The organism is Micromonospora sp. CNZ280 (assembly GCF_011759515.1).
Genome location: NZ_JAAOYP010000004.1, coordinates 182,620 through 208,072 on the forward strand (window position 1 = coordinate 182,620; position 25,453 = coordinate 208,072).

22 protein-coding genes and 1 riboswitch are annotated in these 25,453 nt (G+C 74.3%); of the genes, 7 read left to right on the forward strand and 15 right to left on the reverse strand.

Features of this window, described 5'->3' with window-relative positions:
* The first annotated feature begins 187 nt into the window (after window positions 1-187).
* Window positions 188-1,135 (forward strand): sugar phosphate isomerase/epimerase family protein, encoded by a 948-nt coding sequence (locus FHX32_RS28000; RefSeq protein WP_167189759.1) that lies wholly within the window; start codon window positions 188-190, stop codon window positions 1,133-1,135.
* Between the two features lie 25 nt (window positions 1,136-1,160).
* A complete protein-coding gene (locus FHX32_RS28005; RefSeq protein WP_167189762.1) occupies window positions 1,161-3,248 on the forward strand; it encodes a PQQ-dependent sugar dehydrogenase in 2,088 nt (695 codons plus the stop codon).
* A gap of 63 nt (window positions 3,249-3,311) precedes the next feature.
* On the opposite strand, the gene FHX32_RS28010 is transcribed toward FHX32_RS28005, so the two are convergent.
* From FHX32_RS28010 to pdhA, 4 genes are all read right to left on the reverse strand, one after another.
* Window positions 3,312-4,991 (reverse strand): right-handed parallel beta-helix repeat-containing protein, encoded by a 1,680-nt coding sequence (locus FHX32_RS28010; RefSeq protein WP_486481370.1) that lies wholly within the window; start codon window positions 4,989-4,991, stop codon window positions 3,312-3,314.
* A gap of 146 nt (window positions 4,992-5,137) precedes the next feature.
* Window positions 5,138-6,499, reverse strand: coding sequence for a dihydrolipoamide acetyltransferase family protein (locus FHX32_RS28015; RefSeq protein ID WP_167189769.1), 1,362 nt, complete (start codon window positions 6,497-6,499; stop codon window positions 5,138-5,140).
* Window positions 6,496-7,512 carry an alpha-ketoacid dehydrogenase subunit beta gene (locus FHX32_RS28020; protein ID WP_208419546.1) on the reverse strand — a complete coding sequence of 339 codons (1,017 nt, stop codon included), beginning with the start codon at window positions 7,510-7,512 and terminating at the stop codon, window positions 6,496-6,498. The genes FHX32_RS28015 and FHX32_RS28020 overlap by 4 nt, the downstream gene beginning before the upstream one ends.
* Window positions 7,509-8,699, reverse strand: coding sequence for a pyruvate dehydrogenase (acetyl-transferring) E1 component subunit alpha (gene pdhA / locus FHX32_RS28025; RefSeq protein ID WP_486481416.1), 1,191 nt, complete (start codon window positions 8,697-8,699; stop codon window positions 7,509-7,511). The genes FHX32_RS28020 and pdhA overlap by 4 nt, the downstream gene beginning before the upstream one ends.
* A 72-nt stretch (window positions 8,700-8,771) precedes the next feature.
* Here pdhA and FHX32_RS28030 point away from each other — a divergent pair, with 72 nt between their 5' ends.
* Window positions 8,772-9,278, forward strand: a complete 507-nt coding sequence (locus tag FHX32_RS28030) for an Lrp/AsnC family transcriptional regulator (protein WP_167189778.1) — start codon at window positions 8,772-8,774, stop codon at window positions 9,276-9,278.
* Window positions 9,279-9,285: 7 nt separating this feature from the next.
* Here the strand turns inward: FHX32_RS28030 and FHX32_RS28035 are convergent, their stop codons facing one another.
* From FHX32_RS28035 to FHX32_RS28045, 3 genes are all read right to left on the reverse strand, one after another.
* Complete coding sequence (locus FHX32_RS28035) at window positions 9,286-10,257, reverse strand: non-homologous end-joining DNA ligase LigD (protein WP_167189781.1); 972 nt, start codon at window positions 10,255-10,257, stop codon at window positions 9,286-9,288.
* A 60-nt stretch (window positions 10,258-10,317) separates the two neighbouring features.
* Window positions 10,318-10,644, reverse strand: coding sequence for a hypothetical protein (locus FHX32_RS28040; RefSeq protein WP_167189784.1), 327 nt, complete (start codon window positions 10,642-10,644; stop codon window positions 10,318-10,320).
* A gap of 306 nt (window positions 10,645-10,950) precedes the next feature.
* Window positions 10,951-11,181 (reverse strand): hypothetical protein, encoded by a 231-nt coding sequence (locus FHX32_RS28045; RefSeq protein WP_167189788.1) that lies wholly within the window; start codon window positions 11,179-11,181, stop codon window positions 10,951-10,953.
* 223 nt (window positions 11,182-11,404) lie between these two features.
* On the opposite strand from FHX32_RS28045, the gene FHX32_RS28050 reads away from it, so the two are divergent.
* The 3 genes from FHX32_RS28050 (at window position 11,405) to FHX32_RS35465 (ending at window position 14,389) form a co-directional block, all read left to right on the forward strand.
* Window positions 11,405-12,133, forward strand: a complete 729-nt coding sequence (locus FHX32_RS28050) for a histidine phosphatase family protein (RefSeq protein ID WP_167189790.1) — start codon at window positions 11,405-11,407, stop codon at window positions 12,131-12,133.
* A gap of 346 nt (window positions 12,134-12,479) precedes the next feature.
* Window positions 12,480-13,967 carry a S8 family serine peptidase gene (locus FHX32_RS28060; RefSeq protein WP_167189793.1) on the forward strand — a complete coding sequence of 496 codons (1,488 nt, stop codon included), beginning with the start codon at window positions 12,480-12,482 and terminating at the stop codon, window positions 13,965-13,967.
* Between the two features lie 176 nt (window positions 13,968-14,143).
* Window positions 14,144-14,389, forward strand: coding sequence for a hypothetical protein (locus tag FHX32_RS35465; protein ID WP_486481371.1), 246 nt, complete (start codon window positions 14,144-14,146; stop codon window positions 14,387-14,389).
* Here FHX32_RS35465 and FHX32_RS28070 read toward each other — a convergent pair.
* Entirely contained in the window at window positions 14,314-15,168 is an 855-nt protein-coding gene (locus FHX32_RS28070) for a metallophosphoesterase family protein (protein WP_167189796.1), read from the reverse strand. The two genes, FHX32_RS35465 and FHX32_RS28070, sit on opposite strands and share 76 nt — an antisense overlap.
* A gap of 104 nt (window positions 15,169-15,272) precedes the next feature.
* Window positions 15,273-15,362: riboswitch (ZMP/ZTP riboswitch) on the forward strand.
* 18 nt (window positions 15,363-15,380) lie between these two features.
* On the opposite strand from FHX32_RS28070, the gene FHX32_RS28075 reads away from it, so the two are divergent.
* Window positions 15,381-16,820 (forward strand): glycine hydroxymethyltransferase, encoded by a 1,440-nt coding sequence (locus FHX32_RS28075; RefSeq protein WP_167189800.1) that lies wholly within the window; start codon window positions 15,381-15,383, stop codon window positions 16,818-16,820.
* 62 nt (window positions 16,821-16,882) lie between these two features.
* Here FHX32_RS28075 and FHX32_RS28080 read toward each other — a convergent pair whose 3' ends face one another.
* The 7 genes from FHX32_RS28080 to FHX32_RS28110 form a co-directional block, all read right to left on the reverse strand.
* Window positions 16,883-18,541: a ribulokinase gene (locus tag FHX32_RS28080; RefSeq protein ID WP_167189803.1), complete on the reverse strand. Its 1,659-nt coding sequence runs from the start codon at window positions 18,539-18,541 to the stop codon at window positions 16,883-16,885.
* Between the two features lie 197 nt (window positions 18,542-18,738).
* Window positions 18,739-18,999 carry a hypothetical protein gene (locus FHX32_RS28085; RefSeq protein WP_109905009.1) on the reverse strand — a complete coding sequence of 87 codons (261 nt, stop codon included), beginning with the start codon at window positions 18,997-18,999 and terminating at the stop codon, window positions 18,739-18,741.
* A gap of 67 nt (window positions 19,000-19,066) precedes the next feature.
* Entirely contained in the window at window positions 19,067-20,512 is a 1,446-nt protein-coding gene (locus FHX32_RS28090; protein WP_486481417.1) for an aminotransferase class I/II-fold pyridoxal phosphate-dependent enzyme, read from the reverse strand.
* Complete coding sequence (locus FHX32_RS28095; protein WP_167189806.1) at window positions 20,461-21,588, reverse strand: alpha-hydroxy acid oxidase; 1,128 nt, start codon at window positions 21,586-21,588, stop codon at window positions 20,461-20,463. Before FHX32_RS28095 ends, FHX32_RS28090 begins: the two co-directional genes overlap by 52 nt.
* Window positions 21,581-22,558, reverse strand: a complete 978-nt coding sequence (locus FHX32_RS28100) for an alpha/beta hydrolase (RefSeq protein WP_167189808.1) — start codon at window positions 22,556-22,558, stop codon at window positions 21,581-21,583. The genes FHX32_RS28095 and FHX32_RS28100 overlap by 8 nt, the downstream gene beginning before the upstream one ends.
* Before the next feature lie 55 nt (window positions 22,559-22,613).
* A complete protein-coding gene (locus FHX32_RS28105; protein ID WP_167189811.1) occupies window positions 22,614-23,831 on the reverse strand; it encodes a cytochrome P450 in 1,218 nt (405 codons plus the stop codon).
* Window positions 23,832-23,894: 63 nt separating this feature from the next.
* Window positions 23,895-25,172, reverse strand: a complete 1,278-nt coding sequence (locus FHX32_RS28110; protein ID WP_486481418.1) for an SGNH/GDSL hydrolase family protein — start codon at window positions 25,170-25,172, stop codon at window positions 23,895-23,897.
* Window positions 25,173-25,453 lie beyond the last annotated feature (281 nt).

Below are 25,453 nucleotides of genomic sequence, written 5' to 3' on the forward strand. Positions count from 1 at the left end.
AAGTTGTCCATTGGTCGATCCGTTGCCCCGCCTTCCGGGCGATCCGCCCCGCCCGACGGGCGGCGCCGCCGCGTCCTGACCGCGACCGTTTCGCCGGGCCCACGCCCGGCCGGTCCGGCATGCCCGGCGGACGGCCGGTCGGCCCGAGCGGCCGGGCCCGCAACGCCCGGCAGGAAGGACCAGCACCATGGACGAACTCACCTCCCGACCACCGGCGTCCGGCCCGGAGCCGGTCAGCCGCCGCGGCGTGCTCCGCGCCGCCACCGTCTCGGCCGCCGCGGTCGGGGCCGCCGGGCTGCTCGGTGCGCCCGCCGCGGCCCACTCCGGCCCGGCGCGCGGCCGCCGGGTCCCCGCCGACCGGATCAGCATCCAGCTGTACACGCTGCGCGACCAGCTCGCCGCCGACCTGCCCGGCACGCTCGCCGCGCTGCGGCGGATCGGCTACCGCCGGGTCGAGCACGCCGGCTACGTCGGCCGGACGGCCGCCGAGTTCCGGGCCGCGCTGGACGATGCCGGGCTGCGGGCCACCTCCGGGCACGTCGGCATTCCACAGCCGTTCGACCCGGACGCGTGGGAGCAGGTGCTCGCCGACACCAACACCGTGGGCTGCCGGTACCTGGTCCACCCCTGGTTCGGGCTGGACGCCGAGGGCCGGCCGATCCGGGACCCGCAGCGCTACCGGGCGCTGGCCCGGGACCTGAACCGCGCCGGGCGGATGGCCGAGCGGGCCGGGCTGCGGTTCGGCTACCACAACCACCAGCTGGAGTTCGTGCCGCTGACCGACGGACGGACCGGGTTCGAGGTCCTCGCCGCCGAGACCGACCCCCGGCTGGTCCACTTCGAACTCGACCTGTTCTGGACCTGGCGCGGTGCCCGGGACCCGGTCGACGTGATCCGCGCGCACCGCGGCCGGATCCACCAGGTGCACGTCAAGGACATGGACCACAACGCCAGCTTCGCCGACCTCGGCGACGGCCTGATCGACTTCGGCCGGATCTTCGGGTACGCCCGGGAGGCCGGGATCGAGGAGTACATCGTGGAGCGCGACGACGCGGGCACCCCGCCGCGCGCCCCCGCCGACGCCCTCGACACCGCCCGGGTCGGCTACGCCTACCTCGCCTCACTCCGCTACTGAGCCACGACCTCGGGGGAACGCCCAGATGAGAAGAGCCGCACTCCTGCCCGCCCTGGTGCTGGTGGCCGCCGGTCTCACCGCGCCGGCCGCGCCGGTCAGCGCCGCGCCCGCCGCCCCACCACCGGACAGCAGCTTCCAGAAGGTCACACTCAACGACTACCCGGGCGAGCCGATGAGCCTCGCCGTCCTGCCCGACCTGCGGGTGCTGCACACCTCCCGGACCGGCGAGGTCCGCATCCACGACCCGCGGACCGGGCTGAACACGCTCGCCGCCGACGTGCCCGTGTACGAGCACGACGAGGAGGGCCTGCAGGGCATCGCCATCGACCCCGACTTCGCCCGCAACAAGTGGGTCTACCTGTACTACTCCCCGCCGGGGAACACGCCGGTCGACGACCCGGCGACCCCGGACGTCAACGAGGGGGACGCGCCGCTGGTCGGCACCGAGGCGGACTGGCAGCGGTTCCGCGGGGTGCTGCGGCTGTCCCGGTTCAAGCTGGACGGGATGACGCTCGACCTGCGTACCGAGCAGAAGATCATCGACGTGCCCACGGACCGGGGCATCTGCTGCCACGTCGGCGGGCAGATCGACTTCGACAGCAAGGGCAACCTGTACCTGTCGACCGGCGACGACACCAACCCGTTCTTCTCCGACGGCTACACCCCGATCGACGAGCGCGCCGACCGGAACCCGGCCTTCGACGCCCAGCGCACCTCGGCGAACACCAACGACCTGCGCGGCAAGCTGCTGCGGATCCGGGTCAGGCCGGGCGGCGGCTACCGCGTCCCACCGGGCAACCTGTTCCGGCCGGGCACCCCGAAGACCCGGCCCGAGATCTACGCGATGGGCCTGCGCAACCCGTTCCGGTTCGCCGTCGACCGGCGCACCGACGACGTCTACCTCGCCGACTACTCCCCCGACGCCGGTTCGGCGAACCCGGACCGGGGACCGGCCGGGCACGGCCGCTGGATGCTGGTGGACAAGGCCGCCAACTACGGCTGGCCGTACTGCGTCACGCCGACCATGCCGTACCGCGACTACGACTTCGCCACCGGCACGCCCGGCGGGTACTTCGACTGCCGACGGCCGGTGAACGACTCGCCGCACAACACCGGTCAGCGCCGGCTGCCGCCGGTCGAGGCGCCGCAGGTCTGGTACCCGTCCGCGGCCTCCGGCGAGTTCCCGCAGCTCGGCACCGGCGGGATCGGCCCGATGGCCGGCCCGGCGTACGACTACGACGGGCGCAGCACCTCCCGGGTGAAGTGGCCCGCCTACTACGACGGTGTCCCGCTGTTCTACGAGTGGACCCGGGACTACATCAAGGAGTTCCGCCTCGACCGGGCCGGCGAGGTCGCCGACATCCGGCCGGTGGTGCCCTCGCTGGTGGTGGACAACCCGATGGACCTTGAGTTCGGCCCCGACGGCGCGCTCTACGTGCTGGAGTACGGCGACGGGTACTTCGCGGAGAACCCGGACGCCCAGCTGTCCCGGATCGACTTCGTGCGGGGCAACCGGACCCCGATCCCGAAGATCAGCGCGGACCCGACCGCCGGGCAGGCGCCGCTGACGGTCACCTTCTCCAGCGCCGGTACGGTCGACCCGGACGGTGATCCGCTGCGCTACGCCTGGGACTTCGACGCCGACGGCTCGGTCGACTCCACCGAGCCGAACCCGAGCTGGACGTACCAGACCAACGGTTCGTACTCGCCGACGCTGAAGGTCACCGACCGCACCGGCCGGTCCGCCGCCGTCACCCTGCCGCTGCTGATCGGGCCGCGGGCGCCGATCGTCGAGTTCGTCACCCCGGTCGCCGGCCAGCCGTTCGAGTTCGGGCAGACCGTCACGTTCCAGGTGAAGGTCACCGACGACCTGCCGGTGGACTGCTCGCGGGTACGGGTCACCTACATCCTCGGGCACGACGAGCACGGCCATCCACTGTCGACCGCCTCGGGCTGCACCGGCAGCATCGCCACCTTCGTCGACGGTGGGCACAGTGGCGCGCCCAACCTGTCAGCGGTCTTCGTCGCCGAGTACACCGACGCGCCGACCGAGCCGGACGTACCCCCGCAGACCGGCACCGCCACGGTGGTGCTGAACCCGTCGGCACCCTGACGGCCGGGCCGGCGGCGCCCCGGGTGACCGGGCCGCCGCCGGCCGCCGGGGGCGCCGACCGCCTCACCCCTCGTCGTCGTGGCCGTAGTTGCGTTCCCACCGGCCACCGACCGGCGGGGTGTCCGCGCGGACGGCGGCGTCGAGGTTGCCGGCCAGGTCGTTGTCCACCACCCGGCAGTCCACACAGCAGCCCTGGTCGGTGATCCAGATTCCGTGGGTCTGGGTGGCCGGGCCGCGGTTGTCCCAGATCCGGTTGCTCCGCACGGTCGCCGCGGTGAGCTCCGCGTTGACCGTGATCCCGGCGCGCACCGGCGGCGCGGACGGCAGCTCGTACGGCGTCCCCGGTTTCGGGGTGTCCCCGCTCCAGGCGGTGAACGCGCCGGGCCGGATCGGCGCCAGGGTCAGCGTCTCGGCGTCGTTCGCCGCCACCACCGCGACCGCCCGGCCGACCCGCACCACCTTTCCCCGGTGCCCGTCGTTCGGCCAGGTCGCCGTCCGGTCCACCACGGACTTCTCGCTGTACCGCACCGAATCGCCGTGCCCGGTCATCGCCGGCGCCACCTGCCGACCGTTGTTGCGGATCCGGTTGCCGACCACGATCGCGTCCCGGATCGGCCGGTCGAAGCGGATCGCGTCGCCGCTGTTGCCGTAGAAGTCGTTGCTCTCGATGACGATCTCCTCGGCCACGTCCTGCCCCGCCGCACCGAGGCTGCGCTGGTGGTAGCCGTGCCGGCCGTTGCCGCTGACCCGGTTGCCCCGGATGGTGTACGGCCCGGGGGTGTTGCCGATGCTGATCCCGTCGCGCAGGTTGCCGTCGATCACGCAGTCGGTGAGGATCCCGCCACTCCCGGCGGTGTGCGTGGTGCCCTTCGCCGAGACGTGGAAGCCGGCCTCCAGGTTGCCGGTCATCGTGCAGGCGGTGACGATGAGGCCGTTGGCGCCCCAGTCGGAGATGCCGAAGCGGTTGCCCTGGGTGTGGCAGCCGATCACCTTGATGCCCCGCGGACGCAGCCCACCGGCCTCCTGCAGTTCCAGGAAGATGCCGTTGGTGGCGTTGGCCACCGCGCTGCAGTTGACGATGGCGAGCCGCTCGATGCTGCCCCACCCGCCGATGCCGACCCCGATCCCGGCGCCGCCCATCTCGGTGCCGTTGTCCAGCCGTCCGCACCCCATCACCAGCACCCGGTCGATCACGCAGTCCTGCAGGAAGTCGCAGCCCAGCCCGGTCGCCGCGGTGTGGTGGATGTAGAGGTTGCGGAACACGCCGCGGACCACGTACTGCAACCCGAGCCCCTTGGCCAGCGGGGTGTACTCCGCCGACGCCACCTGCGAGCCGTCGATCTCGAAGTCGGCGAAGGTGCAGTTGGCCAGGTGCCGGTCCCGGCCGGCGCCGTGCTGCTGCGCGGTGTGGAAGGCCAGCGGCACCGACTCTGCCCGGTTGCCGGCGTTGCTGAGCACGAACCGGGTCGCCCCCGGCCCGGCGCCGACCAGCGACACCCCGCTGCGCCACACGGTGCCCGCGTCGCGGATCGAGTAGACCCCGGGCGGGCAGTGGATGACCCGAGCCCGCCCGTCCGCCTCGTACGCGTCGCCGAGCAGGTCGACCAGGGCCGCGAGGGCGGGCTGGTCGTTGGTCACCCCGTCGCCGGTCAGACCGTGCTCGCGGGCGTCGCAGAGCAGCGGCGCCCCGGCGACCGGATGCGGCCGGATGCCGGAAGCCACGGTCATGCCCGGATGCGCCACGTCGTCTCCCCTCGGCGACTGGGCCGCCCGCTTTCCCGGTCCGTCCGCCGGGAAACACCCACCGGCGCCGGGAGACACCCACCGGCACCGCCCGGACGGCCCGTCCGGCGGCTCCGGCCCGCGTGGGCCGGGGCCGCCGGCGCCGGTCAGACGGTGGCGATCAGCAGCGTCGGCCGCTCGACGCAGTCGGCGACGTGCCGCAGGAACCCGCCGGCCACCCCGCCGTCGCAGACCCGGTGGTCGAAGGTGAGGCTGAGCTGTGTCACCTTGCGGACCGCGAGCTGACCGTCGACCACCCACGGCTTGTCCACGATCCGCCCCACCCCGAGCAGTGCCGCCTCCGGGTGGTTGATGATCGGGGTGGAGCCGTCGACACCGAACACCCCGTAGTTGTTCAGGGTGAACGTGCCGCCGGTGAGCCGGGCCGGCGGCAGCGTGCCGGCCCGCGCCGCGGCGGTGGTGGCCGCCAGTTCGGCGGCCAGCTCACCGGTGGTCAGCCGCTGCGCGTCGCGGACCACGGGTACGACCAGGCCCCGGTCGGTCTGCGCGGCGATGCCCAGGTGCACCCCGGCGGACTGGACGATCCGCTGCCCCTCGGTGTCCACCCGGGCGTTGAGCTGCGGGTAGCGGCGCAGCCCGGCCAGGCAGATCCGGGCCAGCAGGGCCAGGATGCTCACCGGCGCGTCCGGGGTCGCCGCGTTGATCGCCGCCCGGGTCTCCACCAGCCCGGTGGCGTCCACGTCCACCCAGATGGTGACCTCGGGGATCTCCCGGCGGCTGCGGGACAGCTTGTCGGCGATCGCCTTGCGGATGCCGGTCAGCGGGATGACCACGTCGCCTGCGCCGGCCGGGGCGAGCCCGACGTGCGCCGCCGGCGGGCCGGCCGGCTCCGGACGGTCCGGCACCGCGGCCAGCCGGGCGGGCGTCGCCGCCGCCAGGGCGGCCTCGACGTCGGCCCGGCGGACCACACCGCCGGGGCCGGTGCCGCGCAGCGCGGCCAGGTCCAGGCCGTGCTCGCGGGCCAGCCGGCGCACGATCGGCGAGATGACCAGGGGGGCCGGCGCGGCCGACGCGGTCTCCGACGCCGGGGCGGTCGGCGCGGCCACGGGCTCCGGGGCGACCGCGAGCCGGGGCCGACGCCGCCGCCGGCCCGACCCGCCGTGGCCGGTGCCGTAGCCGATCAGGACGTTGCCGGAGCCGGCCCGCTCCTCCTCCCGGTAGGTGGCGTGGCCGGCGGGTTCGCCGCCGTCGGCGTCCGCCGGGGCGATGGTGATCAGCGGCTGGCCGACCGGGCGCACCTCACCCGCCGCGCCGTGCAGGGCCACCACCCGGCCGGCGTACGGGCAGGGCACGTCGACGACGGCCTTGGCGGTCTCCACCTCGACCACTGTCTGGTCCACGGTGACCATGTCCCCGACGGCGACCCGCCACTCGACGATCTCCGCCTCGGTCAGCCCCTCGCCCAGGTCGGGCAGGAGGAACACCTGCGCCCCGTCGACGGTGGTCATGCCGCGCTGCCTTCCGTGAGCCAGCGCGGGTCCGGCTGGTCGTCCCACTGCAGACGGGCCACCGCGTCCAGCACCCGGTCCACCCCGGGCAGGTGGGTGTGCTCCAGCATCGGCGCCGGGTACGGGATGTCCAGCCCGCTGACCCGCAGCACCGGCGCGTGCAGGGCGTGAAAGCAGCGCTCCTGCACCCGGGCGGCGATCTCGGCGCCCACCCCGGCGAAGCCCTGCGCCTCCTGGATCACCACGCAGCGCCCGGTGCGGCGGACCGAGGCGGTGACCGTGGCGTCGTCGAACGGCACGATGCTGCGCACGTCCACCACCTCCAGGTCCCAGCCCTCCTCGCGGGCGGCCTCGGCGGCCTCCAGCGCGACCGGCACCGCCGGCCCGTACGCCACCAGGGTGGCGTCGCGGCCGGGCCGGCGCACGACCGCCCGGCCGAACGGCTCGGTACGCGCCGGCAGTTGCGCCTCGGCGCTGGAGAAGTAGAGCTTCTTCGGCTCCATGAAGACCACCGGGTCGGGGTCGGCGATCGCCTCGCGCAGCAGCGAGTACGCGTCCTCGACGGTGGCCGGGGTGACCACCTTCAGGCCAGGGGTGTGCGCGTAGTAGGCCTCGCTGGAGTCGCAGTGGTGCTCGACCCCGCCGATCCCGCCGGCGTACGGCACCCGGATGACGATCGGCACGCTGAGCGCGCCGCGGGTCCGGTTGCGCAGCTTCGCCACGTGTGAGGCGATCTGCTCGAACGCCGGGTAGGCGAACGCGTCGAACTGCATCTCGACCACCGGGCGCAGCCCGGACATGGCCAGGCCGACCGCGAAGCCGACGATGCCGGCCTCGGCGAGCGGGGTGTCGAAACAGCGCTTGTCGCCGAACCGGGCCAGCAGCCCGTCGGTGATCCGGAAAACGCCGCCGAGCTGCCCGACGTCCTCGCCGAAGACGACCACCCGCTCGTCGGAGGCCAGCGCGTCGGCGAGCGCCGCGTTGAGCGCCTTCGCCATGGTGGTGGCCATCAGGCGTCCCCCTCCTGCTCGGCCGCGGCCAGTTCGGCGCGGACCTGCTCCCGCTGCTCGACCAACTGCGGGGTCGGCTCGGCGTAGACGTGGTCGAACAGGCTCAGCGGGTCGACGGTCGGCTGGGCGTTCATCCGGGCCCGCAGGTCGGCCGCGTACTCCTCGGCCTCGGCGGCGACCGCCGCGACGGCCGCCTCGTCCAGGACGCCGCGCTCGCGCAGGTAGGTCTCCAGCCGGGCGATCGGGTCCCGGTCCCGCCAGGCGTCGACCTCGGCGCCGTCCCGGTAACGGGTGGCGTCGTCGGCGTTGGTGTGCGGCTCCATCCGGTAGGTGTGCGCCTCCACCAGGAACGGCCCGTTGCCGGCCCGGGCGTGCGCCACCGCGCGGGTGAGCACGGCGAGCACGGCGACCGGGTCGTTGCCGTCGACCTGCTCGCTGGCCACGCCGTAGCCGACACCCTTGTACGCCAGCGACGGGGCGGCGGTCTGCCGGGACAGCGGGACGCTGATCGCGTACCGGTTGTTCTGCACGAAGTAGACCACCGGCGCCTTGAACACGGCGGCGAAGTTGATCCCCTCGTGGAAGTCGCCCTCGCTGGTGGCGCCGTCGCCGATGAAGGCCAGTGCCACGGTGTCCCGCCCCTGGTACGCCTCGCCGTAGGCAAGCCCGGCGGCGTGCACGCACTGGGTGGCCAGCGGGGTGCACTGCGGCGCGGTGCGCCGGGCGGCCGGGTCGTACCCGCAGTGCCAGTCGCCGCGCAGCAGGGTGAGCACCTCGACCGGGTCGAGCCCGCGGGAGACCAGCGCCATCGACTCGCGGTAGGTCGGGAAGACCCAGTCGGTGTCGCGCAGCGCCAGCATCGCGCCGACCTGGCAGGCCTCCTGGCCCCGGGAGGACGGGTAGACGGCCAGCCGGCCCTGCTTGGTCAGGGCGGTGGCCTGGACGTCGAACCGGCGGCCGATCACCATCCGGCGGTACAGCTCGGCCAGCGCCTCGGCGGGCGGCTCGGGGTAGTCGGCGGGGGCGGGCAGCGGCGTGCCGGCCGGGTCGAGCAGGCGTACCGGCTCGGCGGCCGGCAGCAGCCCACGGGCCGGGTCGGGCGGGGTGGTCGACCGGCGGGTGGATGCCCTGCGGACCGCCTGGGGTGTGGTCGTCACGGCGGGGACCTCCTGGACGTGTGGTGGGCCTATGCTCCTGCTGTCGGATGATTGACTCAAGATCCGCGGCAATTGCGGGACAGATGGCAGGTGGGAGGCGTCACGGTGAGCCAGGAATCCGGGCCGGGGGTGGACTCGACGGCCGGAACGGGACGATCGGCCCGCCCGCTCGACGAGGTGGACCGCCGGATCCTGGACGAGCTGGTCCGGGACGGGCGCACCTCGGTGCGCACGCTGGCCGAGCGGGTGCACGTCTCGCGCACCAACGCCTACGCCCGGGTGGAGCGGCTGCTGCGCGACGGGGTGGTCACCGGCTTCCGGGCGCGGGTGGCGCCGGAGGCCGCCGGGCTGGGCACCTCGGCGTACATCGCGCTGAAGATCGAGCAGAACACCTGGCGGGAGGTCTCGGCGGAGCTGGCCCGGGTGCGCTACATCGAGCACGCGGCGCTGCTCGGCGGCGACCACGACGTGCTGGCGCTGGTCCGCGCGCCGGACAACGCCACCCTGCGGGACGTGGTGCTCAACCGGGTGCAGAGCATCGCCGGGGTGCTGTCCACCCGCACCTGGCTGGTCTTCGAGGAGTTCGACGGCGAGCGCAGCCCCTGGGCGTGAGCCGGCGTCAGCGTTCGGGCGGCGCCTCCAGGCCCTCCCGGTCGGCCAGCTCCAGCAGCGGCTCCAGGGAGAACCGCCGCTCGTCCAGGCCGGCGTGCGGGTCGCCGCGCTCGGCGAACCGGGCCGGCATCGACGGCACGTCGAAGTCCTCCGGCCGCGCGTCGTCCAGCTCCGACCAGTCCAGCGGCGCGGAGACCAGCGCCCGAGGGGTGGGCCGGATGGAGTACGCCGAGGCCATGGTGTGGTCTCGGGACATCTGGTTGTAGTCGACGAAGACCGGGCGGTCCCGTTGCTCGCGCCACCAGGTGGTGGTGACCAGCTCCGGCAGCCGGCGTTGCATCTCGCGGCCCAGCGCGAGCACCGCCCGCCGGCAGTCGCCGAAGCTCCACCGGGGCTCGACGGAGAGGTAGATGTGCAGGCCCCGCCCGCCGGTGGTCTTCGGGTAGCCGGTCAGGCCCAGCTCGTCGAGGAACGCCCGCACCTCGCGGGCCACCGGCACCACCTGGTCGAAGCCCACCCCGGGCATCGGGTCGAGGTCGATCCGGAGCTGGTCGGGGCGCTCCACGTCGGCGGCGGAGACCGGCCACGGGTGGAACCGGAGGGTGCCGAGGTTGGCCGCCCAGATCACCACCGCCAGTTCGCTCGGCGCGACCTCGTCGGCCGTCCGGCCACTGGGGAAGGTGATGTGCGCGGTGCGGACCCAGTCGGGCGCGCCCGCGGGCAGCCGCTTCTGATAGAAGGCGTCACCGCGGTTGTCCTGCCGGGTGCCGATCTTCGCGCCCGGGAAGACGCCGCGCGGCCACCGCTCCAGCATGGTGGGGCGGTCCCGCAGCGCGCGCAGGATGCCGTCGCCGACGGCCAGGTAGTAGCGCACCACGTCGAGCTTGGTCAGCCCGAGTTCGGGGAAGTAGGGCTTGTCCGGACTGGAGACGCGGACGACCCGCTCCCCCACCTTGATCTCCTCGGCCGCCGTCGCCACGCCTCACACGGTAGCGGCGACCGGCCGGGCCCGGGGGCAGCGCGCCGAGCGCGGCTCGGCTCAGGCGACGAGCATGACGCCGACGACCACCAGCGGCAGGCCGACGAAGAGGAAGACGCCGACGCCGGTGAGCACCCGCCCACCGCCGCCGGTCTCCTGCTCGGGCGCGAGCCCGAAGGTGGACCGGGCGCCGAGCATGCCGACCCGGCTCAGCGTCAGGTCGCCGGTCACCCCGAGCAGGGCGCCGACGACCACGAGCGCGATGCCGAAGCGGGTGACGAAGTCGCCGCCGGCGACCGCGACCCAGATGCCCGCCGCGGCCGCGACCACCACCAGGGCGATCACGAACAGCACCAGCGCCTCGCGCAGACCACGCACGACCGTCATCGCCGACCCCACCTCCGTCTCCCGGCGCCGCCGCCCGGGACGGCCATTGTGCACGGTGCGGACGCCGTGCCGCTGCCCCGGACACGGAGTGTGGTCAGCGGCGGCGCGGGCCGGCGACCGGGCGCCCGTCACCAGGGCGGTCCGGACGCGCGGGAGCGACCGGGCCACGGAGGCCCGGCCGGGATGACGGCGGCGGGTCGGGCACGCGGAACCTGGCCCGGGCACGCGGAAGCCGGCTGAGCGCGCGGGACCGGGCCGGGCACGCCGAGGCCGGGCCGGGGTGACCGGCCCGGCCGCCGTCCGGTGTCAGCGACCTTCCTTCTGCAGGCGGCTCACCAGCATCTGCTTGCCCTGGTCGCCCGCCTTGCGGTTGTTCTCCTGGATCTTGCGGAACCAGGTGGCGAGTTCCGTGTCGCCCCGGGCATCCGCGTCCGCGATGTACGTCTCCATCCGGTACACGTGCTCGAGCGACATCTGCAAGGCGTGGATGAGGTCGTAGTTCTTGTCCCTCACCGGGCTCATCTGTTCCTTGGTCATGGTCGCCACGGCGCAACCTCCCCTGTCGGTCATCGTGGAGCCAGCGTTTACCCGGCCGTGCCGGGTTCACGCCCGCCGCCGGCCGACGATGAGCAGTCCCGGAGATCGCACCGAACGGGGCGACCACGCCCCGGCCGCCACGCCGACCGGCGGCCAGCCGACCACCGGCCGGGCCGCCGGCACCGGCGATTAGCCGCCAGCACGCCCGGGTACGGGTGGCCCCATGGACCTGGCAGCGCTCTGGATCGTCCGGCACGGCGAGAGCACGGCGAACGTGGCGGCGGGCGCGGCCGAGCGGTCCGGCGCCGAGCTGATCGACCGGACCCACCGGGACGCCGACGTGCCGCTCTCGGCCACCGGCGAGGAGCAGGCCCGGGCCACCGGCCGCTGGCTGGCCGGGCTCCCCGCGTCGCGCCGGCCCGACCTGGCGGTGGTGTCGCCGTACCTGCGCGCGGTACGCACCGCCGAACTGGCGCTGGCCGGCACCGACATCCCGGTCAGCCAGGACGAGCGGCTGCGCGACCGGGAGCTGGGCATCCTCGACGGGCTCACCGGCCACGGGGTGCGCCAACGGCTGCCGGAGGAGGCGGCCCGCCGGGCGCGGCTCGGCAAGTTCTACTACCGGCCGCCGGGCGGCGAGTCCTGGACGGACGTGGCGCTGCGGCTGCGTACCCTCCTCGGCGACCTGCGCCGCGACCACCCGGGCCGGCGGGTGCTGCTCTTCGGCCACGACGCGCTGGTCTTCCTCACCCGCTACCTGGTCGAGCAGCTCACCGAGGCGGAGCTGATGGGGCTGACCCAGGGGCAGGTCATCGCCAACTGCTCGATCACCGGCTGGTCCGCCGACGAGCACGGCCGGCTGACCCTCGACGTGTTCAACGACGTCGCCCACCTGCGCCAGCAGGGCGCGCCGCCGACCCGGGAGAACGAGGTCCATGCCGAACCGGTCTGACGCCGCGGTGATCACCCCACGGCTGCTGCGGGACTGGGCGCTGCCGTACCGACCGGCGGCAAGCAGGCCCGGGGCACGGTGCTGGTGGTGGGCGGCTCGCGGGTCACCCCGGAGCGGCTGGTCCCCCGGTTCGGCCGGATCGGGTTCCTCGCCCGCGAGCTGCTCGACGAGATCCCGCACACCCTCGCCACCGTCTGACACCTTTTGTCCGCCTGAGCGGGTGTGTGTAACGCCACAACGGCTTCCGGCGCTGGTTGCACAGAGGCAAGCATCCTGCCTGCCTCTCGCCGGTCCGCGCTCCACCCGGGGCGCGTCAACCGGCGGGTAACGGCCCCTGGGAGTCTGTGTGAAGAACCTCCGTCGCAAGACACTGGCCGCCGCGTCCGCCCTGACGCTCGGCGTCGGTCTGGCCGTCACCGGCGGGCTCGCGCCCGCCGCGGCGGCCGCCGGCCCGGACACCACGTTCCTGGTGCTCGCGCCGCAGGGCGCGAAGACCGACAAGGCGGCGGCCCGGGTGGCTGCCGCCAAGGGCACCGTGGTGGCCAGCTACGACCAGATCGGCGTGCTCGTCGTCCGCTCGACCAACCCCGACTTCGCCACCGACGTGGCGGGCGCGGGCGTCGAGTCGGTGGCGTCCACCGCCGGCCTGGGCACCGCCCTCGACGAGGGCGAGACCGTCGAGGTGGCCGCGGCCGACGCCGTGACCGCCGCCGCGGATCCGACCACGGAGCCGCTCTTCGGTCAGCAGTGGGACATGCCGATGATCGGCGTCCCGCAGGCCCACGCGATCAACGCCGGCAGCGCCGACGTGGTGGTGGGCGTGCTGGACAGCGGCATCTCCAGCAGTCACCCGGACCTGGCCAGCCAGATCGCCAAGGACAAGAGCGCGTCCTGCCTCGGCGGTGTCGTCGACACCACCGAGTCGGCCTGGAACCCGACCACCTCCGACCACGGCACCCACGTGGCCGGCACCATCGCCGCCGCGGTCAACGGCGTCGGGGTGACCGGGGTCGCTCCGGGGGTGAAGGTGGCCGCCGTCAAGGTCGTCAACAACGACGGCTACATCTTCCCGGAGGCCGCGGTCTGCGGGTTCCTCTGGGCGGCCGAGCACGGCATGCGGGTCACGAACAACAGCTACTACATCGACCCGTGGGAGCTGAACTGCCGCAACGACGCCCGGCAGCGTCCGGTGTGGCAGGCCGTGCAGCGGGCCATCCGTTACTCGCAGAGCAAGGGCGTGCTGCACGTGGCGTCCGCGGGTAACTCCAACTACGACCTCGCGCACAAGATCACCGACACCGGCAGCCCGAACAACGGGACGCCGGAGGTCCGCGAGGACCTCACCAGCGCCTGCCTCGTCCTGCCGGGCGAGGCGCCGGGCGTGGTGACCGTGTCGGCGGTCGGCCCGACCGGGGAGAAGAGCTACTACTCCTCGTACGGCCAGGGCGTGGTCGAGGTGACGGCGCCGGGCGGCGACACCCGGTTCCGCACCGAAGGTGCCCGGTCGACGATCACCGACGCCATCCTGTCGACCACCTTCAACACCGCCACCCGCACCAACGGGTGGGGGTACAAGCAGGGCACCTCGATGTCCGGCCCGCACGCCGCCGGCGTGGCCGCGCTGGCCCTGTCCGCCCACCCGGGCATGACGGCGGGCCAGCTCAGCTCGTTCCTGCAGGGGACGGCCGAGGCGAAGTCCTGCCCGCAGGGGGTCTACAACCCGGTGCCGCTCTTCCCGACCGGTCCGAACGTGTACGACGCCACCTGCTCCGGCGGGGAACGCAACTCGTTCTACGGCGCCGGCATGGTCAGCGCCTACAACGTGGTGCGCTGAGGCGACAGCACGACCAGTGGTGGGGCCCGGCGGTGATCCGCCGGGCCCCACCCGCTCTGGGGGGACACCAGTTTCCGCAGCTCACCCCCGGGGTACCGGACGATCATCCGGCGAACCTAGGAGGTCACCCGGCGTCCACCGATGCCATCGTCCTGCTCAAGGAGGACCACAAGGAGATGCGCCGCCTGGTCAAGGCCTTCCAGGAGAACGTGCTGCACCACGTCGAGGAGGAGGAGCAGGAGTGGTTCCCGAAGGTGCGCGAGGCGCTCGGCCGTAAGCAGCGGCAGGAGATCGGCGAGCGGATGATCGAGCTGCGTGGCGGGCCCCGGCGGGTCGGGGCCCGTCGTCATGCCGGGGGCGCCGGCAGGATCCGCCGCGGCCGCCCCGGCGGTACGGTGCGCTGCCGCCACTCCCTTGGATAGCCCAGCGAGACCTCCTCGAACCGGACACCGTCGTGCCAGGTGGTCCGGGGGATGTGCAGGTGCCCGTAGACCACCGCGGCGGCGTCGAAGCGCAGGTGCCAGTCGGCGGTGGCCTCGGTGCCACACCACTGGGCGAAGATCGGGTAGCGCAGGATCCGGGTCGGCTCGCGGACCAGCGGGTAGTGGTTGACCAGCACGGTGGGCAGCGCCGGCTGCCGCTCGGCCAGCCGCTGCCGGGTCTGCTCGACCCGGGCCGCGCACCAGTGCGCCCGGCTCGGGTACGGGTCGGGGTGCAGCAGGAACTCGTCGGTGCAGACCACCCCGGTCCGGTACGCCTCGGCCAGCGCCGCCTCGCGGGTGTCGAACCCGTCCGGCAGCCAACTGTGGTCGTAGAGCAGGAACAGCGGCGCCACCAGCACCGGCCCGCCCTCGCCGCGCCACACCGGGTACGGGTCCTCCGGGGTGAGCACGCCCAGCCGCCGGCAGATCGCCACCAGGTGCTGGTAGCGCTCCAGCCCGCGCAGCGTCACCGGGTCGTTCGGCGGGGACCACAGCTCGTGGTTGCCGGGCGCCCAGACCACCCGCGCGAAGCGGCGCGCCAGCAGCCCGAGCGCCCACTCGACGTCGGCCACGGTGTCGGCCACGTCCCCGGCGACGAGCAGCCAGTCGTGCGGCGAGTCGGCGTGCAGGCCTTCGACGATCGCCCGGTTCTCCCGGTGGCCGACGTGCAGGTCGCTGATGGCGAGCAGGCTGCCGCCCGTGCTCCCGTCGGCCACCATGCGTCGATCCTATTGATCGCCAACCCCCACCGCGAGCCCGCGCCCGCCGGCACCCGGCTTGACGGAGGTGGACCGGGGTGGCGGGTCGCCGACCCGGTAGGATCAGCCCGGGCCGTGACTGGCGCGTGGGGATGGAGCACCATCGGGAAGCGGTCCCGTCATGAGGACGCATGCCGAGCGCCTGGGCCTTCCGCACGTCACCTGGAGGTCGCATGTCGTCGCTGAACGCCGAATCCACCGCTTTCCGCAGCGCCCTCGAGGTGATCCGCGCGGTCGAACCGCGGGTCGCCGACGCCATCGGGGCGGAACTGGTCGACCAGCGCGAGTCGCTGAAGCTGATCGCGAGCGAGAACTACGCCTCCCCGGCCACGCTGCTGGCGATGGGGAACTGGTTCAGCGACAAGTACGCCGAGGGCACCGTCGGCCGCCGGTTCTACGCCGGCTGCCAGAACGTCGACACCGTGGAGGCGCTCGCCGCCGAGCACGCCCGGGAGCTGTTCGGCGCCGCGCACGCGTACGTGCAGCCGCACTCCGGCATCGACGCCAACCTGGTCGCGTTCTGGGCCATCCTGGCCGACCGGATCGAGTCCCCGGCCTTGCAGAGGGCGCAGGTCCGGCAGGTCAACGAGCTCACCGAGACGGACTGGTTCGCGCTCCGCCGCGAGCTGGGCAACCAGCGGATGCTGGGCATGTCGCTGGACGCCGGTGGGCACCTCACCCACGGCTTCCGGCCGAACATCTCCGGCAAGATGTTCGACCAGCGTAGCTACGGCACCGACCCGGCCACCGGTTTGATCGACTACGACCGGGTCGCCGAGGCGGCCCGTGAGTTCAAGCCGCTGATCCTGGTCGCCGGCTACTCGGCGTACCCGCGGAAGGTCAACTTCCGGATCATGCGGGAGATCGCCGACTCGGTCGGCGCCACCTTCATGGTCGACATGGCCCACTTCGCCGGCCTGGTCGCCGGCAAGGTGTTCACCGGCGACTTCGACCCGGTGCCGCACGCCCACATCGTCACCACCACCACGCACAAGTCGCTGCGCGGCCCGCGCGGCGGCCTGGTGCTCTGCCAGCCGGAGCTGGCCGACCAGGTGGACCGGGGCTGCCCGATGGTGCTCGGCGGCCCGCTGCCGCACGTGATGGCCGCCAAGGCGGTCGCCCTGGCCGAGGCACGCCGTCCCGACTTCGCCGACTACGCCCAGCGCATCGTGGCCAACGCGCAGGCCCTCGCCGAGGGGCTGCTGCGCCGCGGCGGCAAGCTGGTCACCGGCGGCACCGACAACCACCTGGTGCTGATCGACGTCTCCGGCTACGGCCTGACCGGCCGGCAGGCCGAGCAGGCGCTGCTCGACTCGGGCATCGTCACCAACCGCAACTCGGTGCCGCAGGACCCGAACGGCGCCTGGTACACCTCCGGCATCCGGATCGGCACCCCGGCGCTCACCACCCGGGGGCTGGGCATCGCCGAGATGGACCAGACCGCCGAGCTGATCCACACCGTGCTGAGCCAGACCACGCCGGGCAGCAACGCCGACGGCACCCCGTCGAAGGCCAAGTACCTGCTCGACCCGGCCGTCGCCGACAAGGTCAGCCGGCAGGCCACCGAACTGCTCACCGGCTTCCCCCTCTACCCCACCGTCGACCTGACCTGACCCGCACCGTCCCCGACGACCCGCCCGGCCCCGCCGCGCGGGGCGTCGCCGGCGGGGTGGGGTCAGCGGGGGCGGTTGCGGAGGGCGCGGAGGCGGTGGAGGGTGTCGGTGCCGCCGCGGCCGAAGTGGTCGTGCAGGGCGCGGTACTCGGCGTACAGCTCGTCGTAGACCGCCGCACGGGCCGGATCCGGGTGCCAGGTCTCCCGGTGGGGGGCGCCCATCGCCGCCGAGGCGGCCGGCACGTCGGGGTACGCCCCGGCGGCCACCGCCGCGTGGATCGCCGCGCCCAGCGCCGCCGGGTGCGCCGAGTCGACCACGTGCAGCGGCCGGCGCAGCACGTCGGCGTAGATCCGCAGCAGCAGCCGGTTGCCGGTCAGCCCGCCGGCCACGGTCAGCTCGTCGACCCGCACCCCGGCGTCCTCGAACGCGGCGACCACGGTCCGCGCCCCGAACGCGGTCGACTCCAGCAACGCCCGCCAGATCTCCTCCGGCCGGGTGGCCAGGGTCAGCCCGACCAGCACCCCGCTCAGCTCGTGGTCCATCAGCACCGAACGGTTGCCGCTGTGCCAGTCCAGCGCGAGCAGGCCGTGCCCGCCGACCGGCTGTTCGGCGGCGAGTGAGTCGAGCAGCTGGTACGGGGTCATCCCCAGGTCGCGGGCCCGCTCGGCGTACGACGCGGGCAGCGCGGTGGCGGCGTACCAGGCGAAGATGTCGCCGACCCCGCTCTGCCCGGCCTCGTAGCCCCACGCGCCGGTGGTGACACCGCCGTCGACCACGCCGCACACCCCGGGCACCTCGTGGCAGGCGTCCGCGTTCATGATCAGGCAGGTGGAGGTGCCGAGCACCGCGAGCATCCGGCCCGGCTCGACCGAGCGGGCCGCCGCGGCGGTGACGTGCGCGTCGATGGCGCCGACGGCCACCGCGACGCCCACCGGCAGGCCGGTCCAGCCGGCCGCCTCCGGGGTGAGCCCGCCGGCCCGGGCGCCCAGCGGCGCGAGCGGACCGTCGACGCGGGGCAGCAGCCCGTCCAGCCGCGGGTGCACGGCGCGGAGGAACTCCGCCGACGGGTACCGGCCGTCCTGGCGCAGCCCCTTGTAGCCGGCGGCCGAGACGTTGCGGGTCTCCCGGCCGCAGAGCTGCCAGACGATCCAGTCGGCCGCCTCGACCCAGCGCTCCGCCAGGTCGAAGACCTCCGGGTCCTCCTCCAGCAGCTCCAGCGCCTTGGCCAACTGCCACTCCGCCGAGACCCGGCCGCCGTAGCGGGCCAGCCAGCGCTCGCCCCGCGCGGCTGCCAGGGCGTTGATCCGGTCGGCCTGTCGCTGGGCCGCGTGGTGCTTCCACAGCTTCGGGTACGCGTGCGGCCGGTCGGTCAGCCCCGGCAGCTCGCAGAGCGGGGTGCTGTCGGCGCGGGCGGGCAGCACGGTGCTGGCGGTCGCGTCGACGCCGATGCCGATCACGTCCTCGGGGCGTACGCCGGCGGCGCGCAGCGCGGCGGGCACCGCTACGCGCAGCACCTCGCGGTAGTCGTCGGGGTGCTGCAACGCCCAGTCCGGCGGCAGCGGCGCGCCGCCGGGGAGGCGTTCGGTGATCACCCCGTGCCGGTACGGGTGCACGGCCTCGCCGAGTGCGGCGCCGTCGGCGATGTCCACCACCAGGGCCCGGCCGGACAGGGTGCCGAAGTCGACCCCGACCACGCACCGGGGCCGCCCGGGTTGCGCCACTGCTCCTCCTCCCCGCCGCGACCGGGCGGCGCGGGAGCGGCCGGGCGTCGGCGGGAGGCAACGGTAACAACAACGCCGGGTGAACGGCACGCCGCCGGCGCGCGGCGCGGACCGGGGCCGACCGCCCCGGACGGGGGCCGGGCGGTCGGCCGGTGACGGGCCGGCGGCGACGGGATCGGGGGCGGACGCCGGGCGGGTCAGCCGATCTGCCGCTTGAGGTGGTAGCGGTGCACCTCGGTGCTGCCCTGGACGTTGTTCACGTCCTCGGCGGCGGAGACCAGTTCCCAGCCCTCCCGGCCGGCCCGGTTGAGGTGCGCGATCGCCGTGTCGCCGTACGCGGTGATGTCCCGGCGCGACCCGTCCGGGCCGTACCAGATGAAGCTGACGTGGAAATTGCGGCCCTGCCCCTGATAGCGGCGGACCAGCAGGGCGTACTCCCAGGCGACCATGGCGTCCATTATGACCGTCCACGCAGGACGCGGGAACGCGGGCAGTCGCGGATTGCCATGCGGTGAACGCGTTGTGTCAGGCCACCCGTCCCGACTCCGCGGTGCCGGCCTCCCGCGCGCCGGGAGCCGCCTTCGCCACCGCCCCACCACGGCGGGCCAGCTCGTCGGTGACCAGGGCGGCCAGCCGGTCCAGGCCCAGGTCGATCTCGGCCGGGGTCACCGCGCTCACCGACAGCCGCAGCGCGTCGACCGGGGCGCCGGCCTCGTAGAAGTGCGCCATCGGGGTCCAGAGCAGCCCGTACTCGCGGGCCGAGCGGTGCAGCAGCGCGTCGTCGACCGGGAACGGCACGGTCACCACCACGAAGAAGCCGCCGGCCGGCACGTTCCAGCGCACCGGCGAGGCGTCCGCCGGGAACCGCCGGGCCAGTCCGGCGACCAGGTGGCGCAGATTCCGGGTGTACGCGGCCCGCTCGCGGACCGTGGCGGCGACCAGGCTGCACCCGTGCTCCAGCAGCGCCCCGCCGACGACCGCCTGGGCGATTGCCGAGGTGTTCACGGTGACCATGCTCTTGATCTTCGCGAGCTGGTCGGCGAGCAGCCCGACCGTGCCGTCCGCGCCGGCCACCCGCTGGTCGGCGACGACGTAGCCGACCCGCGCGCCGGGCAGCACGGTCTTGGCGAACGACCCCAGGTAGACCACCCGCCGGCCGGTGTCCAACGCCTTGAGCGTGGGCACCCGCTCGGCGTCCCCGGCCGGGAAGAGGCCGTACGGGTTGTCCTCCAGCAGCAGCAGGTCCTCCGCCTCGGCCAGGGCGAGCAGCCGCCGCCGGTCGGCCAGGCTCACGCTCGTCCCGGACGGGTTGGCGAAGTCCGGCATCAGGTAGCAGGCCCGCGGGCGCAGCCCGTCGGCCCGCGCCCGGCGCACCTCGGCCCGCAGGTCGGCCAGGTCGACCCCGGCCGGCCCGCCGGCCACCGGGCGCACCGGCAGGTCGAGCAGCCGGGCCGCGCCGGTCAACCCGACGTACGTGGGCGCGACGGCGAGCAGCACGTCGCCGGGACCGGTGCGCAGCGCCCGCAGGACCAGGAACATCGCCTCCTGGCAGCCGACCGTCACCACGATCGCCTCCGGGTCGACGCTGATCCCCTCGTCCACCGCCAGGTTGCGGGCCACCAGGTGGTGCACGACGCCCTTGGTCCGGCCGTACTGGAACAGGGTGCGGTGCACCTGGGCCGGGGTGAGACCGACATCCTCGGCGAGGTGACGGCGAAACGTGTCCAGGAACCGGTGCAGCGCGGCGACGTCGAAGAACTCCTCGTACGGCCGGCCGGCGGCCAGCGACACCGCGTCCGGGTAGTGCTGGGCCACCTCGTTGAGGAAGTTCATCGAGTTCAGCGCCGGGTCGTCGACGGCCGGATGCAGGTCGGCGGTGCTCAGGTCGGCCACTGTCAGGTCCGCCGGCGCCGCCACGCTCAGTCCACCGTCCGGGTGCGCAACTCGCGGGCGGCCGCCGGGTCGGCGCAGCCGGTCAGCGCCAGCGCGTCGCGGAACTCGTCGGCGAGCAGGGTCAGCGCCGCCTCGGCGCCGGCCTGGCCGCCGACCGCCAGCGCCCAGAGCATCGGCCGGCCGACCAGCACCCCGTTCGCGCCGAGCGCCAGGGCGCGCAGCACGTCCATCCCGCCGCGGATGCCGCTGTCCATCAGCACCTCGCACCGGTCCGCGACGGCCGCCACCACCTCGGGCAGCACGGCCGCGGTGGCCGGGGCGCCGTCCAACTGGCGGCCGCCGTGGTTGGAGACCACCACCGCGTCGGCGCCGGCGGAGACCGCGAGGACGGCGTCGCGCGGGTCGAGGATGCCCTTCACCACCAGCGGCAGCGCGGTGCGCCCGCGCAACCAGTCCAGGTCGTCCCAGGTCAGCGCGGGCGCGAAGACCGCGTCGGTGTGCGCGGCGATAGCGGAGACGCCCGGCATCGCGGTGTGCGCGAGGTCGTCCCGTCCGGCCGGCAGGTTGGCCGCCACCACGTGCGGCGGGACGGCGAACGCGTTGCGCACGTCGCGCAGCCGCCGGCCGAGGATCGGCACGTCCACGGTGACCGTGAGCGCCGTGCAGCCGGCCGCGTGCGCCCGGTCCAGCAGGTCGGTGACCAGACCTCGGTCGCGCAGCCAGTAGAGCTGGAACCAGACCGACCCGCCGGCCTTGGCGACCTGCTCGATCGGCACGCTGCCCAAGGTGCTGGCCAGGTACGGCACGCCGGCCGCGGCCGCGGCGGCGGCCAGCGCCACCTCCCCGTCCGGGTGCACCAGCCGCTGGTACGCGATCGGCGCCACCGCCACCGGCAGTGCGGACGGCGCGCCGAGCAGCCGGGTCTCGGTGCGCGGGGTGGGCACGCCGCGCAGCACCCGGGGCAGCACCGCCACCCGGTCCAGGGCGCGCCGGTTGGCGGCGAGGGTGATCTCGGCGCCGCTGCCGCCGTCGATGTAGTCCCACACGTCGGGCGGGAGCACCGCCCGGGCCGGCTCGGCGTAGTCGGCCAGGCAGGCCGGTGCGGGCGGCTCCGCCACCGGCGCGGCCGGTTTCGGCAGCACATCCTCAGCCATCGTTGGTCCCCCTTCCCGCCGGCACCGCGTCCGGGTCGGTGCCGGTCAACCCGAACCGCCCGCGCAGGAACGCGGCGGCCTCGTCCTGGGCGCGCCGGCCGTCGTCGAAGACGCCGGGCATGGCGAAGAAACCGTGGATCATCCCGGGGTAGCGGGTGAGGGTGCTCGGCACGCCGGCGGCGCGCAGCCGGTGCGCGTACCGCTCGCCCTCGTCGCGCAGCGGATCGTGCTCGGCGGTGACGACCAGGGCGGGCGGCAGGCCGGTCAGGTCCGGCGCGAGCAGCGGCGAGGCCAGCGGGTCGCGGGCGGCGTCCGGGTCGGGCAGGTAGTGCCGGCGGTACCAGGCGACGGAGTGGCGGTTGAACAGCAGCGGGTCGTCGTCGCCGGCGGACACCGCGGTCTGGTCGGTGTTCGGGTAGACCAGCAGTTGCCCGGCGAGCCGGGGACCGCCCCGGGCCCGGGCCAGCAGAGTGACCGCGGCGGCGAGGTTGCCGCCGGCGCTGTCGCCGCCGACCGCGAGCCGCGCCGGGTCCAGCCCGAACTCCCGGGGGTGGGCGGCGAGCCAGCGGGTGGCCGCGTGGCAGTCGTGCACGGCGGCCGGGAAGGGGTGCTCCGGGGCGAGCCGGTAGCCGATGGTGACCACCTGGCAGGGCACCGCGTTGGCCAGCCGCCGGCAGATGCCGTCGGCGGTGTCGATGCTGCCCAGCGTCCAGCCGCCGCCGAAGAAGTAGACCAGGGTGGGCAGCGCGCCGGGGCCGGCCGGCCGGTACACCCGTACCGGCAGGTCGCCGGCCGGGCCGGGGACGTGCGTGTCGCGGACCTCGGCGACCGGCTCGACCGCGCCGCCACCGGCCCGGATCGCGGCCAGGTCGGCGGCGCGGGCCTCGGCCAGGGTCTGGGTGTACAGCGGTGGCGTGCCGGCCGCGGCCCGCGCCGCCCGGTACGCCGCCACCTGCGGGTGGAGGCTCATGCCGGCCCCCCGCTGCGCTCCGGCCCGGTGGCGTCGAGCCTGGTGGTCCGCCCGCTCACGCCGCCTCCCGCCCACCGGTGTGCAGCAGCAACTTGTCGATGCCGCGCAGGAAGAGGCTACCGCTGTAGATCGGCTTCTCGGCGACCGCGAGCCGGGGGAAGCGGGCCAGCAGCCGGGGCAGCGCGAGCCGCCCCTCCAGCCGGGACACCGCGGCGCCGAGGCAGAAGTGCAGGCCGACGCCGAAGGCGAGCGACGGCGGGCCGGGCCGGCGCGGGTCGAACCGGTCCGGGTCGGGGAACCGGGCCGGGTCGCGGTTGGCGGCCGCGATCACCAGCAGCACGTTCTGGTCCCGCTCGACCGGCACCCCGCCGAGCACGGTGTCCCGGGGCGCGGCCCGGGCCAGGAAGTGCACCGGGGCCTCCAGCCGCAGGATCTCGTCGACGGCGCCCCGGGTCAGCGCGTCGTCGCCGGGCAGCGCGGCGGCCACCTCCGGGTGCGCCAGCAGCAGTGGCAGGCCGTTGCTGAACATGTAGACGGTGGTGACGAAGCTGGCGTTGAAGAGCACGATCAGGTTGCTGATCAGCTCGTCCTCGGTCAGTTCCACGCCGCCGGCGTCGACCGCCTCGACCAGCCCGCTGATCAGGTCCGCGCCGGGCTGCCGGCGCCGGTGCGCGATGAGGTCGCGGTAGAAGGCACGCAGTTCCGCCGCGGCGGCGTTCGCGGCGGCCAGGCGTTGCGGGGTCTTGCCGGCAACGTCGAGGAACTCGTCGATCCGGTCCACGCGTTCCCGGTACCAGGGCAGGTCGGCCTCGGGGATGCCGATGAACTCCGCCATCACCCGGGCCGGCAGGGGGTAGGCGAAGTCGGCCACGAAGTCGATCCCGGCGGTCTCGGCCATCCGGTCCAGCAGGTCGTCCACCACCCGCACGATCACCGGCTCCAGCGCGCCGAGCCGACGTGGCGTGAAGGTGCCGGCGAAGACGTGCCGCATCCGGGTGTGGTCGGGCGGGTTGATGAACATCATCGAGGTCAGGAAGGTCCTCAGGATCTCCTGTTCCGGCCAGCCCGGCGGGGCCTGCTTGTACCACTGCGGGTCACGCAGCACCTGGTCCACCACGTCGTACCCGACCGCGACGGCCGCGATCGGCTGATCCACGGCCCCGGCCGGGATCGGGTTGACCGGCCCCAGCCGGTGCAGCGCGGTGTAGCAGGGGTACGGGTTCTGCCGGCCCTCGTCGCTGTAGAGCCGGGTCAGCACCTGCGGGACGTCCACGTCGGTCTCCCCCCGGGAAGCGGTGGCACGGGCGGCGGGGTGGGCCGCCGCCCGCGCCGGATGTCACAGGCCGAGCAGGCGCAGCGGCACGGCGTCGGCCATCGCCTGGTTGCCGGCGTCGTTGGGGTGGATGTGGTCACCGGAGTCGTACGCGGGCAGCAGCCGGCTGGGCTGGGCCGGGTCGCGCAGCACCCGGTCGAAGTCGAGCAGCCCGTCGAACTCGCCGCTGCCGCGCAGGTAGGCGTTCACCGCCTGCCGGGTGGCCTCCTTCTCCGGCGTCCACACCCCCGGGTTGCCGTGCCCCTCGTAGGGCGTCAGGGTGGCCACCAGGCTGCGCAGGCCGCGTGCCTTGACCTGCTGGTTGATCTGCCGCAGGGCGGCGATGATCTGCTCGGCGGAGTCGCCGGACATCCAGATGTCGTTGATGCCCAGGTGGGTGACCACGGTGCGGGCGTCGGTCTGGGCGAAGACGTCCTCGTCGAGCCGGCTCACCGCGTTCGGCCCCAGCTCGTGGTAGCCGGGGAAGCCACCCGCGCCGGGCTCCGGCCCCTCGTGGTTGAGCCGGTTGCCGGCCAGGCTCAGGTTGAGCACGCCGGGGGTGCGGACGTCCGGCCGGGCGTCGATCAGCCGGTCGGCGAGCAGGTCGGGCCAGCGCTTGTTGGCGTTGACCGTGCTGCCGTTGCCGTCGCCGATCGAGTCGCCGAGCACCACCACGGAGCCCGGCGAGTGCCGGCGCTGCACGTCGATGCCGGAGAGGAAGAACCAGCAGCAGTTCGGCCGGATGGTGAAGCCCGCGCCGTCGGCGGCGGAGGTCAGGTCGGTGGCGCCGATGAAGTTGGTCTGCCGGGACTGGCCGTGGAAGGTGACCGGGCCGGTCGGGGTCGGGAAGTGCACGGTGAGCACCAGGTCCTGCTGGTCGCCGACCGGGAAGTCGACCGGGTCGCTGAGCAGTTCGGCGCCGCGGTTCATGGTGGCCGAGGCGGCGCCGTTGAAGCGCAGCTCGCGCAGGCTGGCCGGGTCGATGTCGGAGTGGTCGTCGGCGGTGGCGGTGTTGGGGCGGGCGATGGTGGCCCGGCCGACCTGGACCGCCTGCTCGCCGTAGATGTTGCTCAGTCGCACCCGCAGCCGGGGACCGCCGACCGAGGTGTGCACCACCATCCGCACGCTCTGGTTGTTCAGCCCGGTGTTGGTCAGGCCGGTGGCGTTGCCACGGGTCACCGCGGCGGCCCAGCTGCCCGCCCAGACGGCCCGGTCGCCGCGCGCCCCGGGCGTCGAGTCGGGGCCGGCGCTGGCGACCACGGCCGGGGTGCCCGCGACCAGCAGCGCGGCGGCGGAAGCTATCACGTGCCATCTCTTCGGAGTCGCCATTGAACCTCCATCGTGGTGGCAGCCCAGGGCCGTCCGCGGACGGTCACCGGCTGGACGATGGACCGGAACCTAGCCGCCGTCGAAGATGGACGTCAATCAACCTGATCGACCCGATCAAATGTCCGCCAGTCCGCGCGGAGCGCCGTTCGGCCACTCTCCGCCGACGGCGGGAACACCCTACGCTCACAGGCGGCGGCGAGGTGGTCGCCGACCCGCGCGCCACCGCCGCGCCCTGCCCGGGACCTGCCCGGGCA